Source organism: Martinezella multihospitum (assembly GCF_900094585.1).
Lineage (GTDB): Bacteria > Pseudomonadota > Alphaproteobacteria > Rhizobiales > Rhizobiaceae > Rhizobium > Rhizobium multihospitium.
In genome coordinates, this window is record NZ_FMAG01000005.1 from 349,906 (window position 1) to 362,997 (window position 13,092).

Genomic DNA, 13,092 nt, shown 5'->3' on the forward strand with positions numbered 1-13,092 from the left:
CATTGAAAGCTCGGCTTGAGACGCCTATGATATCATTGATATCAAATGGAGGCGCGGATGGCTGATATTTTAGTCAGAGACATGTCCGAAAGCTTGAAGCGAGAGCTTAGCGACGAGGCGAAGCGCGCCGGCCACAGTCTTTCGGAAGAAATTAAGATTCAGGTTCGTAAGGGCCTCAATGCTACGCGATTGGAGAATGTTGCAAAGGCTGGCTCGACGCTCGGCCAGCTGCGTTCTGCCTTCGCCGGCCTTGCATTGAGCGACGAAGAACATCGTGACTTCATGTCTGCCACAGATGAGGCCCGCCGCAGAGAGGCGGAGCGCCGTGGCTCTGAATGATTGTTCTCGATACGAATGTGGTGTCGGAAATCACGAAGGAGAATTTATCTCCAAACGTCGGTGAATGGTTTGAGCGGCAGGAGATGGAAACCCTGTATCTCTGCTCTCCCGTTCTAATGGAACTGTCCTATGGTGCAGAAAAGGTGCTGTTGAGGGATCGATCAGAACGATTTTTCGAGGGCCTCGACTCTCTCATGGGACATCACTTTATGGGGCGCATCTTGCAACTGGATCAAGACAGTGCGCTGTTAACGGGCCGCATTCGCGCCCGTCGCGAACGTTCGGGCCATCAGATTTCCGTGCAGGACGCCATGATCGCCGCCATCTGTCTTGCGAATGGCGCGACATTGGCGACGCGCAACACAAAAGACTTCGAGGGGCTTGATCTGAAGCTCATAAACCCGTTTGAAGGCGGCTAACGCCCGACCCCGACGGCACGTGCCGTCGATGCCGGGTCACTCCAAGTTTGATATCTCAGCCGGATGGATCGCATGTCGCTCAACATCATTTTCATGGGAACGCCCGAATTTTCCGTACCGACGCTGCGGTCCTTGATCGATGCGGGGCATAGGGTTCGCGCCGTTTACACGCAGCCGCCGCGCCCAGGTGGCCGGCGTGGACTGGACCTGCAGAAGTCACCGGTGCATCAGGCAGCCGAGTTGCTGGGCCTGCCGGTCTTCACGCCGGTCAATTTCAAGGATCCCGACGAGCGTCAGCGTTTTCGCGATCTGAATGCTGATGTCGCCGTCGTCGTCGCTTATGGTCTGTTGCTGCCGGAAGCGATCCTCACCGGGACACGTCTTGGCTGCTACAACGGCCATGCCTCGCTATTGCCGCGCTGGCGTGGTGCCGCGCCCATCCAGCGGGCGATCATGGCCGGCGACGCCAAGACCGGCATGATGGTGATGAAGATGGACAAGGGGCTCGATACCGGGCCGGTCGCTTTGACACGTGAAGTCGAGATCGGCGAGACCATGACCGCAGGCGAACTGCATGACAGGCTGATGCTCGTCGGCGCGAAAGCCATGGCTGAGGCCATGAACAAGCTGGAGCATGATGAACTTTCTCTGACCGCGCAGCCGTCAGAAGGTGTTCTGTACGCTGCAAAGATCGACAAGGGCGAGACCCGCATCGATTTCGGCAAGCCGGCGGCCGATGTTCACGATCACATTCGCGGCCTGTCGCCTTTCCCCGGCGCCTGGTTCGAAGCCGAGATCGCAGGCCGGCCGGAACGCATCAAGGTGCTTGGCTCGGAGCTGGCTGAGGGCGATGGTGCGCCTGGAAAAGTTCTGACGGACGATCTCGTTATTGCCTGCGGCTCCGGCGCCGTCAGGCTGACGAAGCTGCAGAAGGCTGGCGGCAAGCCTTTGGCCGCAGCTGATTTCCTGCGTGGCACGCCGATCGCGCCGGGCACCGTGCTTGCCTCGGAGCAGGGCTGATGCCACGCTATAAAATGACCGTCGAATATGACGGCATTCCCTATGTCGGCTGGCAGCGCCAGGAGAACGGCCCTTCCGTGCAGGGCGCGATCGAAGGCGCCATCCTGTCCTTGACCGGCGAAACGGTTTCGATCCGCGGCGCAGGGCGCACCGATTCCGGCGTGCACGCCATGGGACAGGTCATGCATGCCGATCTTTCCAAGGAATGGAAGGTCTATACGCTCCGCAACGCCCTTAATGCCCATCTGAGGCTCGCCAGCGACCGCGTCGCCATTCTCGACATCGTCGAGGTCGACCAAAGCTTCGACGCGCGCTTCTCGGCCATCCGCCGCCATTATCTCTATCGCATCATCGCCCGCCGCGCGCCTCTGGCTTTGGAAGCCGGACGCGCGTGGTGGGTGCCGAAGGATATGGATCATGAGGTGATGCATGCCGCGGCCCAGACCCTTGTGGGACGGCATGATTTCACCACCTTCCGGTCGGCGCATTGCCAGGCAAACAGCCCGGTGCGTACGCTCGACCGGCTGGATGTGACGCGCAGCGGCGAGCTGATCGAGATCCGCGCCACGGCGCAAAGTTTCCTGCACAATCAGATCCGCTCCTTCGCCGGCACGCTGAAGCTGGCGGGGGAGGGCAAATGGACGCCCGATGACGTGCGCGCGGCGCTCGAGGCTAAGGATCGCAAGGCTTGCGGCCCTGTCGCTCCGCCGGACGGGCTCTATTTCATGCAGGTGGATTATCGTGACGGGGCCGGTTTACCCGGCGAGGGCGAAAATATCGACGACGGCGAGGATCCGTCCTGATCCGCGCCTGTTGGTTCAGCCCGGCGGATAAACGCCGAGGAAGCGCTGCAGGAAGTCCGTCAGCAGCATGGTCGGAATGAGCAGCACCAGCGTCAGCGTGCCGATGAAGAGCGGGTGCATGCCGCAGATCATTCTGAGCATGCGCGCCAGCGAAAAGATGATCGCCATCATCAGCGCCAGCCACAGCAACGCCGCCAACCCGCTGGAGCCGGGAACGAAGGCGATCAAGGCGATGAGCAACGCATTCAGATAGGATGTCGGCACGCCAAGCCAGTTCACGACGACGACGATCGGCGTGAACTTGTCGCCGAAACGGAAAATCAGCAGCAACACGCCAGCAAGCACGAGCGGGATCAACCAGTTCGCAAGTTCGACTAAGGCCAGGCGCAGAAAGAAAGCAAGACCCGTCGATGTCTCCGGCGGCATGGCGGTCAGATAGGCCTTCTGCCACCACAACCAGGAAATGCCGATCGACGGCAGGCACCAGAAGATTGCCCAGAAGGAGCGCATCATGCCGCGGTCCGTTATGTCCAGATACTGGAATCCGCGCGCATCCATCCGGATCAGCAGCCAGAGGCCGGACAGGTAATATTGGACTTCCCTAAAGGTCGGCATTCTCGAACCAGCGCTGGATGAAGGTCTGGTAGATCCCGGTCAGCGTTTCGAGATCCGAGATTGCCACACGCTCATCGACCATGTGCATGGTCTGGCCGACGAGACCAAACTCCACGACGGGGCAGTAGTCCTTGATATAGCGGGCATCGGAGGTGCCGCCGGTGGTCGAAAGTGCCGGCCTTTGGCCGGTGACGTTCTCGATGGCGGCAGAGAGCGAGGCGATCAGCGCGTTGTTGCGCGTCAGGAACACCTGGCTCGGGCGCTCCGACCAGGCGATGTCGTATTTTGCCGGCGGACGCCCGGGGCGCAGCGTTTGGTCGGCTGCAGCAGCATCCAGACGGGCCAGGATTTCAGCCTTTAGCGTGTCGGCCGTCCACGTATCGTTGAAACGGATGTTGAAGGTGGCGGTTGCCTTGGCGGGAATGACGTTGGTGGCGGCATTGCCGACATCGATCGTCGTCACCTCGAGGTTCGACGGCTGGAAATTGTCCGTGCCGGCGTCGAAGGGCGGATCGAGCAGCGCTTCCGTCAGCTTGATGATGCTACGCACCGGATTGTCGGCGAGGTGCGGATAGGCGGCGTGGCCCTGGACGCCGTGGGCGGTGATGGTGCCGGAGATCGAGCCGCGGCGGCCGATCTTGATCATGTCGCCGAGCCTGTCCGGATTGGTCGGTTCGCCGACGAGGGAGGCATCCCATGTCTCGCCGCGTTCGGCTGCCCATTGCAGCAGCTTGATCGTGCCGTTGATTGCCGGACCTTCTTCGTCGCCTGTTATCAGGAAGGAGATCGAGCCGGCCGGCTTGCCGTGCTTTTCAATATGACGCGCAACCGCTGCGACGAAGCAGGCAATGCCGCCCTTCATATCGACGGCGCCACGGCCGAAAAGCTCGCCATCGGCGATTTCGGCGGCAAAGGGCGGGTGGCTCCAAGAGGCAGCATCGCCGACAGGAACGACATCCGTATGCCCCGCAAACATCAGGTGCGGCCCATCCGTGCCGAGCCGGGCATAGAGATTTTCGATATCGGGCGTTCCCGGCTCGCTCGCAGTCATGCGCTCCACCTTGAAACCGAGCGGCGCGAGCATGTCGGCAAGCGCGGTCAGCGCGCCGCCTTCGGCTGGGGTGACGGAGGCGCAGCGGATCAGGGTCTGCAGATTCGTGATGGGATTCGTAACAGTCATCGGAGGCAACTTATCCGGCGGGAAATGGCAAAGCGATGGCAAAGGATCGGCGATGAGTCGAAAATCCTTGCCGCGATTCCAGCAATCGCACAGGCATGCTCACCCGGCAAGCATGAGGGAAGCGCGATATGGCAACCGCGCTTCCAAAAAATTCTAAAATCAGTCGCGCAGCAGCTCGTTGATGCCGGTCTTCGAGCGGGTCTTTTCATCGACGCGCTTGACGATGACGGCGCAATAGAGGCTGGGGGCCGGCTGGCCATTGGCCATGGTATTGCCGCTCGGCAACGCGCCGGCGACGACGACCGAGTAAGGCGGCACTTCGCCATAGGTGATCTCGCCGGTGGCACGATCGACGATCTTGGTGGACTTGCCGATGAAGACGCCCATGCCGAGCACCGATCCTTCGCGCACGATGCAGCCTTCGACGACTTCGGAGCGGGCACCGATGAAGCAATTGTCCTCGATGATGGTCGGGCCGGCCTGCATCGGCTCCAGTACGCCGCCGATGCCGACGCCACCCGAGAGATGCACATGCTTGCCGATCTGGGCGCAGGAGCCGACCGTCGCCCAGGTGTCGACCATGGTGCCTTCGCCGACATAGGCGCCGAGATTGACGAAGGACGGCATCAGGATCGCGTTGGGAGCGATATAGGCGGAATGACGCACGACTGCGTTCGGTACGGCGCGGAAGCCGGCTTCGCGGAAGCGGTTCTCGCCCCAGCCTTCGAACTTCGAGGGAACCTTGTCCCACCAGGTGGCGCCGCCGGAGCCGCCTTCGACGATCTTCATATCGTTCAGGCGGAAGGAGAGCAGAACCGCTTTCTTGAGCCATTGGTTGACCGTCCAGTTCCCATCGGCGCCACGTTCGGCCACGCGAACCTTGCCGCTATCGAGAAGATTGAGCGCGGTTTCGACGGCATCGCGGACTTCGCCGCGCGTCGACGTGTTCACATTGTCGCGATTGTCGAAGGCAGCCTCGATGGACTTTTCGAGGGAGGCGAGGTCGGTAGCGCTCATGGGAATTCCTTACAACGTCAGGGCCTATCGTGATTTCCGGCTAAAGGTCCGGAAGCGGTCGATTGGTCCTATAGCATGGATGCCGAAAATGGAATGTCTTTTCCGCGCCGATTGAGCTTGGATTCAAGGCGTTGTAGGGGCATATGCAAGAGCTTGGGCATTCCTGTCCTTCGGCAGGAAAGACCCGTCATGATCGATTCGAAAGGCATGAATAGATGAGCAAGGGGAAGAACGGCAGGCTGAGGCGCAAGGATGGGGTTTGGGACCCGTTGAAGACGAGCTCGGCAGACAAGCAGCGAGCCGAGTCGGTGCCGCGCACGCCGCAGTCGATGTCGCCTTCCTACCGGCTTGCCTATGCGGATGAGGATTTCCTGTGCCGTGAGGAATTGCGGCCCATCCGCCTGCAGCTGGAATTGCTGAAGACCGAAATGTCGCTGACCGAGCGCGGCATCAAGTCGACCGTCGTGATGTTCGGCGGCGCGCGCATTCCCGCCCCCGGCACCAATGCCTGGGCTGCCCGCAACGACGTGCAGCGCGCCAATCTCGAGGCAGCATCGGTCTATTACGAGGAGGCGCGCAAGTTCGCCAGGCTCTGCTCGCGCTATTCCGCCGGCTTCGATTACCACGAATATGTCGTCGTCACCGGCGGCGGCCCGGGTGTGATGGAAGCGGGCAATCGCGGTGCGGCCGAAGAAGGTGCGCCGTCGATCGGCCTCAACATCGTGCTGCCGCACGAGCAGGCGCCGAACGCCTACGTGACGCCGGAGCTCAGCTTTAATTTCCATTATTTCGCAATCCGCAAGATGCACTTCATGGTGCGCGCCAAGGCGATCGCAGTGTTTCCAGGCGGCTTCGGCACGCTCGACGAATTGTTTGAATGCCTGACGCTGATCCAGACCGGCCGCATGGAGCGCCTGCCGCTCATTCTCTTCGGCGAAAAGTTCTGGCGCAGCATCATCAACTTCGAGGCGCTTGCCGAATTCGGTACGATCGCGCCCGATGATGTCAACCTGATCAGCTTCGTCGATACCGCCGACGAGGCCTGGAAGATCGTCACCGATTTCTACGAGCACGATAACGGCCACTGACAGTGAAAAGCCCGCCTTCGCTTGGGCGACGGCGGGCTTTCGATCGTTGATATTGTCGAAGCGACGAGCTTACAGCAGCGGACGGCCCGGCATGTCGTCCAGGTTGACCACGCCGTCGTGGTTGCGGTCCAGCCGGTCGAAGAGCTTGTTCATGGCGTCTTCGGCTTCCTTCTTGCTGATCTGGCCGCTTTGGTCAGTATCTGCGAAGCGGAAGATCATCGCGCCGCGCATGAAACCGCCTTCGTGCATGAAGCGGCCATGCGGCCTGTGATGACGATGGCCTTCGCCGCCATTGCCGTTGTCATTGTCGTTTTGGGCCTGGTCGTTCTTGGATTGGTCGGCCGGAGCCTGATTGCCCTGCGCCTGATTGCCCTGGGCTTGATCGCTTTGAGCCTGGTCGCCGCCCTGCGCCTGGCCATTTTGAGCCTGATCGCCATCGGCCTTGGCATGCTCGGCTCGCCACTGCTTGAACTGCTCCTGGCGGTAGGCGCGATATTCGCCGGGGGTGATTTCGCCATCATGGTTGACGTCGATCTGGTCGAAGATCTTGTCGACGCCCGCCTTCACCTCATCCTTGGTGAGCTTCGTGTCACCGGGATTGCCGAATTCCTTCAGCATGCGCACGTAAAGGACTTCAGGCGAAAAATGTGGTCTGTGCCAGCGGCCGTGATGATGTCTGCCCCCGCCATCGCCATCATGCGAAGCGGCGAGCGCTACCTGCGCGGCACCGCTGAGAAGCAGGGTTGCGGAAAGTCCAGCCAGAAGAAGTTTTTTCCCGTTCATCGCTTTTCCTTTCGTGTCGAGGAATGGTCAAACGATACGGCTGGCGGTCGAAAACGACCAATTAAACCTCTGTAAGGCGCATGAAACTTTCGTAACCCCGCCTTGGGTGTGCGTTTCCGCATTCCGAACGGAAAACCGCTGCGCACTTTTCCTGGAAGTGCTCAAATGGACGGTTAAACCAGCGCTTTCAGGAAAGCGGTGAGGTCATCGGTCACATAGTCGATGTGATCGTCTTCGCCGGTCGTTCGCTCCCACCATTCGACGACCGTCGTCTCGAGATTTTGCGGCACGAGCAGCACCGTCTTCATGCCAAGCGCCTTGGGTACGGTGAGGTTGCGCGGCAGGTCTTCGAACATGACGGCCCTCTTCGTGTCGACGCGATGCAGGCTCATGAATTTGTCGTAGGTCGTACCCGCCGGCTTCGGCACGTAGTCGGCCGCGACGATATCGAAAATGTCGTCGAAGCCATCGAGGATGCCAAGCGCACCGGCGGTTGCCTGGGCGTGTTTGACGCTGCCATTGGTGAAGATGAACTTGCGCCCCGGCAGCGCCTTGATGGCGGCGGCCAGTTCCGGCTGCGGCATCAGCGCCGAATAGTCGATCGCATGCGCCTTTTCCAGGAAGTCGTTGGGGTCGATGCCGTGGTGGATCATCAGACCCTGCAGCGTCGTGCCGTGATCGAGATAGTATTGCTTCTGTAGCTTGCGGGCGTCTTCACGTTCCATCTGCAGCAGGGCGGAGACGTAAGCCGTCATGTTCTTGTCGATCTGCGCGAAGAGATCGACATGATGCGGATAGAGCGTGTTGTCGAGATCGAACACCCAATCGCGGATATCGGAGAAATCGGATGGCTCGGATAAGGTTTTTGTCTGGTTCATAGGGCCTTATCGCATGCCCTTTCCTGAAAGGGGAAGGAAAATATTCATGCCGCGACATGCAGGTCACGACGACGAGATTGCCGGATGATTCAATGCCGGCTATGATTTTACTATTGATTTCCGGGGTTTTACTCTATCTGCCGTGTGAGGGAGGGCTTACGCTCTTCGGGTCGAGGAGCGGAGATCACCCGTTAGGGCTTTTCGGAGGGGATGCGATGAGTCAGGTCGAAAAGGCGCAGGAATTTGCGCGGCTGCACAAGAAGGGCGAGCCGCTGATCCTATTCAATATTTGGGATGCGGGCTCTGCCAAGGCTGTCACGGAAGCCGGCGCCAAGGCGCTGGCAACGGGGAGTTGGTCGGTCGCCGCCGCCAATGGTTTCGGAGACGGCCAGGCAATCCCGCTATCGCTGCTGGCGGTGACCGCCAGGCTGATTTCGGTGACGAGCCCGTTGCCTCTCTCAGTCGATTTCGAAGGCGCTTATGCCGTCGAGCCTGAAGAGGTCGCCGCCAATGTCGAAAAGATCATGGATCACGGCGCCATCGGCATCAATTTCGAAGATCAGGTGATCGGCGGTCAAGGCGTTCATCCCATCGAAACGCAGGCGGCACGCATTCGCGCCATCCGCGAAATGGCCGATCGCCGGGAAATACCCTTGTTCATCAACGCCCGCACCGATCTTTTCCTGCAGGAAAGCGATACGGCACATCATCAGCTCCTGCTGGACGACGCCTTTCAGCGCGCCGATGCTTTTGCCGAGGCTGGTGCCAGCGGCTTCTTCGCGCCAGGCCTGGTCGAGCCGGAATTGATCGGCGCCCTCTGCGAACGCTCGCCTCTGCCGGTCAACATCATGGTGCGCCCGACGACCCCCGACAATGAGACCATGGCAAGGCTGGGCGTCAGCCGCATCAGCTACGGGCCGGCTCCCTATCGTTCGGTCATGGGAATGTTGAAAAGCGAGGCCGAAGCGATCTATCGGCCCTCCTGACGAGCCTCTCGACGCTTCGCAATCACATTTGCGGAGCGCCTGAATTTTCTCGATGAACGCGCCCTGTCAGGGAACGATCAGCGTGCCTGCACCGCGTTCCGTGAAGATTTCGAGCAGGACCGAATGGGCCGTCTTGCCGTTCAGAATGACGACGCCCTGAACACCGGCCTTGATGGCGTCGATGCAGGTTTCGACCTTCGGGATCATGCCGCCGGAAATCGTGCCGTCGGCGATCAGGGCATGGGCCTGGGCGACGGAAAGCTCCTTGATGAGCTGGCCTTGCTTGTCGAGGACGCCCGGAACATCTGTCAGGAACAGCAGGCGGGTGGCGCTGAGCGCGCCGGCAATCGCGCCGGCGAAAGTATCGGCGTTGATGTTGTAGGTCGCACCGTCGCGGCCGGGGGCGACTGGAGCGATGACCGGGATCATCTCGGACTTGGCAAGCAGGTCGAGCAGCGTGCGGTCGACTTCGACCACTTCACCGACAAAGCCGAGATCGAGCACACGCTCGATATTGGAATCCGGGTCCTTGATGGTCTTGTGCGCCTTTTCGGCGAAGACCATGTTGCCGTCCTTGCCGCAAAGGCCGATCGCCCATTCGCCGGTCTGGTTGATCAGCGCGACGATTTCCTTGTTGATCGAGCCAGCGAGCACCATCTCGACGATCTCGACCGTCTTCTGATCGGTGACGCGCAGGCCGCCTTCGAATTTCGATTCGATGCCCATCTTCGTCAGCATGGCGCCGATCTGCGGGCCGCCGCCATGAACGACGATCGGGTTGACGCCCGACTGCTTCAACAGGGCGATATCGGCGGCAAAGGCCTTGCCGAGTTCGACATTGCCCATGGCATGGCCACCGTATTTCACGACGATGGTCTTGTTTTCATAACGCTGCATGTAGGGCAGCGCCTGTGCGAGCAGGTTGGCTTGGAGTTCGCTTTGGGCTTCGGACATGGTGCACCCTTCGGAATTGATCGCGGCCTTTTATCTCAAGTTTTTGACAGAGGGAATAATGATCTCGGGATTAAAGCATGTCGCACAAAAGTCTGCAGCGGTTTTGCGGCAACGATATGCGTAAAATCAAAGACCTAAAGCGCGAAAAGCGTATCTGAAAGATCGCGCTGCGCTTTCGTTGACGCTATGTCACATTAGCGTCGCCGAAATTGATGGCGTAGACACGTTTGCCGAAGCGAAGTTTTCTTCTAAAGATGATGCAGGCGTCGCACCCCGGGGATTTGGATGGCGAGCGAGGAGACGGAAGCGCTGATCGGCCGCATCGCCATGCGCGACCAGAAGGCCTTTGCCGCACTCTACAAGCGTACCAGCCCGAAACTCCTCGGTGTTTGCCTGCGTATCGTCGGCAACAAGGCGGATGCGGAAGAGGTTTTGCAGGAGGTCTATATCAAGGTCTGGCAGCGAGCCGAACAGTTTGCCGTTGCGGAAGGGCCGGCCATGCCCTGGCTGATGACGATCGCGCGCCATCGCGCCATCGATTTCATCCGCGCCCGCAAGCCCGTGGCCGACGAAATAGATAGCGCTTACGATCTTGCCGACCTGGAACCCGGCCCCGAAGAGCAAGCAATCGTGAAGGGAGAGGGGAGGCGGATTGACAGGTGCATGGAAGAGTTGGAAGCTGATCGTGCGCGGGCTGTTCGCAGCGCCTATGTCGAGGGCTTGAGCTACCAAGAGCTCGCCGACCAACACGCTGTGCCACTGAATACTATGCGCACCTGGCTGCGCCGAAGCCTGATCAGACTGAGAGAGTGCATGGACCGATGAGTACGCCCGATCAAAGCAAGGGAGGCCGCTCCCGCGATGAAGTCCTGGCCGGAGAATATGTGCTTGGCGTGCTTTCCCTGGAGGACCGGCAGAAGGTCGAGCGCCGCATGCGCAGCGACCGCCAGTTTGCCGCCATCGTCAGCCGCTGGGAGCAGAACCTCTCGGAATTCAATGAGGAATATGAGGCGGTGACGCCTGCGGCCGCTGTATTTCCAAAGATAGAAAAGCGGATTTTCGGCGAAGCGGCGTTCGGCGCCCATCTCTGGAATTCGCTGATGCTGTGGCGCTCGGTCGCCTTCGGCTCGCTGTTCTTGGCCGCCGGCGTACTCGTCTTCGCCATCACGAATGAAGGCGGCTTGCGCACGAGTCCGGGCAAGCAGCTCACCGCATCCCTTTCCGGCCAGAACAGTCCCTTCAATCTCCTTGCCAATTACGACGTCGCCAATGGGCGTCTGAAAATTACGCCGGTCGCCGCTGGTAAGCCCGAGGAGAAATCGCTGGAGCTCTGGCTGATTCGCGGCAGCGATCCCGCCGAGGCGCTGGGCATCCTGCCACCGACCGGCGATGGCGAAATCGTCTTGTCGCCGGAACTTCACGCCAAATTAACTGAGGGCGCCATCATCGCCGTTAGTGTCGAGCCCTTTGGCGGCTCACCGACCGGCAAACCGACGGGCGATGTGGTTGCTTCCGGTACGATCCATTTGCCCTGAGGAATTTCGGCTCGCGAAAAACGATCGCGGCTGAAACTCTTTATCCGCGTGCTCCGTATCTTCTTCCGACCCCGCCTGATCGGGGCAACACAGAGGAAGAGGAGACGTTATGATCAAGACCGTGTTTCGCATTGCTGCTGCTGCCGCAATGCTGTCGGCCGCAAGCAGCCTAGCCTATGCCAAGGATCCGATGGTGGGCGGTGCTGCGATGTATGCCAGCAAGAACATCATCCAGAATGCCGCCAATTCCAAGGATCACACGACCCTGGTCGCAGCCGTCAAGGCGGCAGGCCTTGTCGATACTCTTGAAGGCAAAGGCCCGTTCACCGTCTTCGCGCCAACCAATGAAGCCTTCAAGCAGTTGCCGGCGGGCACGGTCGAAACCCTGCTGAAGCCTGAGAACAAGGAGAAGCTCGTCAAGGTGCTGACCTGCCATGTCGTCGCCGGCGACGATATGGCAGCCGCCATCAGGAAATGGGCGATGAGCAAGGGCGGCGAATACGATCTGAAGACGGTCGGCGGCTGCACGATCAAGGCCATGGACAAGGGCGGCAAGCTGATGCTGACCGACGAGGCCGGCGGCACCGCCCATATCACCATCGCCGACGTCAAGCAGTCGAACGGCGTGATCCATGTCGTCGACAAGGTGTTGTTGCCGAAGATGTAATCCTTAGCGGCAACACGGCCGCCGTTTCCCCATGCGGGGTCGGGAGCGGCGGCCTCATTCCACCGGTCGGTCTTCAGACCTGGATGCCGACCGTCAGGCCGATGGCCTCGCGCAATTCCTGAAGGCCAGCGCCTTTTTCCGAGGAGGTGGCGAGGATGCCGGGATAGGCGGCGGGGCGCTTGCGGATTTTCTCGGCGGTATCGGCGAGCAGCTTCGGCAGGCCGGCTTCCTTGATCTTGTCGGTCTTGGTGAGCACGATCTGATAGGAAACGGCGGCCTTGTCGAGCAGGTCCAGAACCTCGGCGTCGTTCTTCTTGATACCGTGGCGGCTGTCGATCAGCACGTAGACGCGCTTCAGCGTCGTGCGCCCGCGCAGATAGTCGAACACCAGCTTCGTCCAGGCATCGACCTGATCCTTCGGCGCTTCGGCATAGCCATAGCCCGGCATATCGACCAGAGCCATCGGCGGCAGATCGCCGCTCTCGCCGGAAAAGCCATCGGGGACGAAATAATTGAGTTCCTGCGTGCGTCCCGGCGTATTCGAGGTCCGCGCCAGCCCCTTATGCCCGACCAGGGCATTGATCAGCGACGACTTGCCGACATTGGAGCGGCCGGCAAAGGCAATTTCCGGCGGCCCTTCCGGCGGCAGAAATTTCATCGACGGCACGCCGCGGATGAAGATCCACGGACGCCCGAAAAGCGGCTTGTCGTCTTTTGTCGTCTGATCTGCCATTTGCTCAGTCTTTTGCCTGGTTTGATGGTCTGGCTTCGGGGTTTTGTCCATGAAAGTCAAGTTTTGATCGATGTA

General features: G+C 60.2%; 16 protein-coding genes. 9 read left to right on the forward strand and 7 right to left on the reverse strand.

Annotated elements, in window-relative coordinates; genetic code table 11:
• The first annotated feature begins 57 nt into the window (after positions 1-57).
• From GA0061103_RS22270 to truA, 4 genes are all read left to right on the forward strand, one after another.
• On the forward strand, positions 58-339 hold the full coding sequence (locus tag GA0061103_RS22270; protein ID WP_141694455.1) for a plasmid stabilization protein: 282 nt from the start codon (positions 58-60) through the stop codon (positions 337-339).
• On the forward strand, positions 336-758 hold the full coding sequence (locus GA0061103_RS22275; protein WP_092715029.1) for a type II toxin-antitoxin system VapC family toxin: 423 nt from the start codon (positions 336-338) through the stop codon (positions 756-758). The genes GA0061103_RS22270 and GA0061103_RS22275 overlap by 4 nt, the downstream gene beginning before the upstream one ends.
• 72 nt (positions 759-830) lie before the next feature.
• Entirely contained in the window at positions 831-1,778 is a 948-nt protein-coding gene (fmt, locus tag GA0061103_RS22280; RefSeq protein WP_092715207.1) for a methionyl-tRNA formyltransferase, read from the forward strand.
• Positions 1,778-2,581 (forward strand): tRNA pseudouridine(38-40) synthase TruA, encoded by an 804-nt coding sequence (truA, locus tag GA0061103_RS22285; protein WP_092715030.1) that lies wholly within the window; start codon positions 1,778-1,780, stop codon positions 2,579-2,581. The genes fmt and truA overlap by 1 nt, the downstream gene beginning before the upstream one ends.
• A gap of 15 nt (positions 2,582-2,596) precedes the next feature.
• Here truA and GA0061103_RS22290 read toward each other — a convergent pair whose 3' ends face one another.
• From GA0061103_RS22290 to dapD, 3 genes are all read right to left on the reverse strand, one after another.
• Positions 2,597-3,196 carry a hypothetical protein gene (locus GA0061103_RS22290; RefSeq protein WP_092715031.1) on the reverse strand — a complete coding sequence of 200 codons (600 nt, stop codon included), beginning with the start codon at positions 3,194-3,196 and terminating at the stop codon, positions 2,597-2,599.
• On the reverse strand, positions 3,183-4,376 hold the full coding sequence (dapE, locus tag GA0061103_RS22295; protein WP_092715032.1) for a succinyl-diaminopimelate desuccinylase: 1,194 nt from the start codon (positions 4,374-4,376) through the stop codon (positions 3,183-3,185). Before dapE ends, GA0061103_RS22290 begins: the two co-directional genes overlap by 14 nt.
• Before the next feature lie 159 nt (positions 4,377-4,535).
• Positions 4,536-5,393 carry a 2,3,4,5-tetrahydropyridine-2,6-dicarboxylate N-succinyltransferase gene (gene dapD, locus GA0061103_RS22300; RefSeq protein WP_092715033.1) on the reverse strand — a complete coding sequence of 286 codons (858 nt, stop codon included), beginning with the start codon at positions 5,391-5,393 and terminating at the stop codon, positions 4,536-4,538.
• A gap of 215 nt (positions 5,394-5,608) precedes the next feature.
• Between dapD and GA0061103_RS22305 the strand changes: the two genes are divergently transcribed.
• Complete coding sequence (locus tag GA0061103_RS22305) at positions 5,609-6,481, forward strand: LOG family protein (RefSeq protein WP_092715034.1); 873 nt, start codon at positions 5,609-5,611, stop codon at positions 6,479-6,481.
• Between the two features lie 69 nt (positions 6,482-6,550).
• Here GA0061103_RS22305 and GA0061103_RS22310 read toward each other — a convergent pair whose 3' ends face one another.
• A complete protein-coding gene (locus GA0061103_RS22310; protein ID WP_092715035.1) occupies positions 6,551-7,264 on the reverse strand; it encodes an EF-hand domain-containing protein in 714 nt (237 codons plus the stop codon).
• 173 nt (positions 7,265-7,437) lie between these two features.
• Entirely contained in the window at positions 7,438-8,142 is a 705-nt protein-coding gene (locus tag GA0061103_RS22315) for a pyrimidine 5'-nucleotidase (RefSeq protein ID WP_092715036.1), read from the reverse strand.
• A gap of 215 nt (positions 8,143-8,357) precedes the next feature.
• Between GA0061103_RS22315 and GA0061103_RS22320 the strand changes: the two genes are divergently transcribed.
• The gene (locus GA0061103_RS22320; protein WP_092715037.1) at positions 8,358-9,128 is read left to right on the forward strand and encodes an isocitrate lyase/PEP mutase family protein; all 771 of its coding nucleotides are present in this window, start codon (positions 8,358-8,360) and stop codon (positions 9,126-9,128) included.
• Between the two features lie 66 nt (positions 9,129-9,194).
• Here the strand turns inward: GA0061103_RS22320 and argB are convergent, their stop codons facing one another.
• Entirely contained in the window at positions 9,195-10,082 is an 888-nt protein-coding gene (argB, locus tag GA0061103_RS22325) for an acetylglutamate kinase (RefSeq protein WP_069611182.1), read from the reverse strand.
• 285 nt (positions 10,083-10,367) lie between these two features.
• On the opposite strand from argB, the gene GA0061103_RS22330 reads away from it, so the two are divergent.
• The 3 genes from GA0061103_RS22330 to GA0061103_RS22340 all read left to right on the forward strand — a co-directional run bounded on the left by GA0061103_RS22330 (position 10,368) and on the right by GA0061103_RS22340 (position 12,284).
• On the forward strand, positions 10,368-10,907 hold the full coding sequence (locus tag GA0061103_RS22330; protein WP_092715038.1) for a sigma-70 family RNA polymerase sigma factor: 540 nt from the start codon (positions 10,368-10,370) through the stop codon (positions 10,905-10,907).
• On the forward strand, positions 10,904-11,617 hold the full coding sequence (locus GA0061103_RS22335) for an anti-sigma factor (protein WP_092715039.1): 714 nt from the start codon (positions 10,904-10,906) through the stop codon (positions 11,615-11,617). The genes GA0061103_RS22330 and GA0061103_RS22335 overlap by 4 nt, the downstream gene beginning before the upstream one ends.
• Positions 11,618-11,726: 109 nt before the next feature.
• Positions 11,727-12,284, forward strand: a complete 558-nt coding sequence (locus tag GA0061103_RS22340) for a fasciclin domain-containing protein (RefSeq protein ID WP_092715040.1) — start codon at positions 11,727-11,729, stop codon at positions 12,282-12,284.
• Positions 12,285-12,357: 73 nt separating this feature from the next.
• On the opposite strand, the gene yihA is transcribed toward GA0061103_RS22340, so the two are convergent.
• Positions 12,358-13,017, reverse strand: coding sequence for a ribosome biogenesis GTP-binding protein YihA/YsxC (gene yihA, locus GA0061103_RS22345; protein ID WP_092715041.1), 660 nt, complete (start codon positions 13,015-13,017; stop codon positions 12,358-12,360).
• Positions 13,018-13,092: the final 75 nt, after the last annotated feature.

Coding starts and splice junctions, on each gene's coding strand:
- argB (WP_069611182.1), bottom strand. CDS start 10,082: ATGTCCGAAGCCCAAAGCGAACTCCAAGCCAACCTGCTCGCACAGGCG.
- GA0061103_RS22320 (WP_092715037.1), top strand. CDS start 8,358: ATGAGTCAGGTCGAAAAGGCGCAGGAATTTGCGCGGCTGCACAAGAAG.
- GA0061103_RS22315 (WP_092715036.1), bottom strand. CDS start 8,142: ATGAACCAGACAAAAACCTTATCCGAGCCATCCGATTTCTCCGATATC.
- GA0061103_RS22340 (WP_092715040.1), top strand. CDS start 11,727: ATGATCAAGACCGTGTTTCGCATTGCTGCTGCTGCCGCAATGCTGTCG.
- GA0061103_RS22290 (WP_092715031.1), bottom strand. CDS start 3,196: ATGCCGACCTTTAGGGAAGTCCAATATTACCTGTCCGGCCTCTGGCTG.
- GA0061103_RS22330 (WP_092715038.1), top strand. CDS start 10,368: ATGGCGAGCGAGGAGACGGAAGCGCTGATCGGCCGCATCGCCATGCGC.
- GA0061103_RS22310 (WP_092715035.1), bottom strand. CDS start 7,264: ATGAACGGGAAAAAACTTCTTCTGGCTGGACTTTCCGCAACCCTGCTT.
- dapE (WP_092715032.1), bottom strand. CDS start 4,376: ATGACTGTTACGAATCCCATCACGAATCTGCAGACCCTGATCCGCTGC.
- GA0061103_RS22270 (WP_141694455.1), top strand. CDS start 58: ATGGCTGATATTTTAGTCAGAGACATGTCCGAAAGCTTGAAGCGAGAG.
- fmt (WP_092715207.1), top strand. CDS start 831: ATGTCGCTCAACATCATTTTCATGGGAACGCCCGAATTTTCCGTACCG.
- GA0061103_RS22275 (WP_092715029.1), top strand. CDS start 336: ATGATTGTTCTCGATACGAATGTGGTGTCGGAAATCACGAAGGAGAAT.
- dapD (WP_092715033.1), bottom strand. CDS start 5,393: ATGAGCGCTACCGACCTCGCCTCCCTCGAAAAGTCCATCGAGGCTGCC.
- GA0061103_RS22305 (WP_092715034.1), top strand. CDS start 5,609: ATGAGCAAGGGGAAGAACGGCAGGCTGAGGCGCAAGGATGGGGTTTGG.
- yihA (WP_092715041.1), bottom strand. CDS start 13,017: ATGGCAGATCAGACGACAAAAGACGACAAGCCGCTTTTCGGGCGTCCG.
- truA (WP_092715030.1), top strand. CDS start 1,778: ATGCCACGCTATAAAATGACCGTCGAATATGACGGCATTCCCTATGTC.
- GA0061103_RS22335 (WP_092715039.1), top strand. CDS start 10,904: ATGAGTACGCCCGATCAAAGCAAGGGAGGCCGCTCCCGCGATGAAGTC.